Annotated in this window: 1 protein-coding gene; it reads left to right on the forward strand. The window is 65.5% G+C overall.

From position 1 onward, the window contains the following. The coding region (locus GM672_RS28775; protein WP_170300298.1) for an IS1/IS1595 family N-terminal zinc-binding domain-containing protein at positions 1-255 on the forward strand (255 nt) is incomplete at both ends.

Genomic DNA, 255 nt, shown 5'->3' on the forward strand with positions numbered 1-255 from the left:
ATGCGCTGTTGCCCCCACTGCGGCGCCGACAAGCTGTACCGTCACGGCATCCTGCGCGGCCTGCAGCGCTACCGCTGTCGCCAGTGCCGCCGCTCCTTCAACGCGCTGACGAAGACCCCGCTGGCCTATATCCGGCTGCGCGAAAAATGGCTACCGTTCCTGCAGTGCATGCTGGGTTCGATGACGGTACGCGCGGCAGCGGAAACGACCGGCATCCACCGCAACACGAGCTTTCGCTGGCGCCACCGCTTTCTT

Source organism: Pseudoduganella buxea, assembly GCF_009720835.1.
Classification (GTDB): domain Bacteria; phylum Pseudomonadota; class Gammaproteobacteria; order Burkholderiales; family Burkholderiaceae_D; genus Rugamonas; species Rugamonas buxea.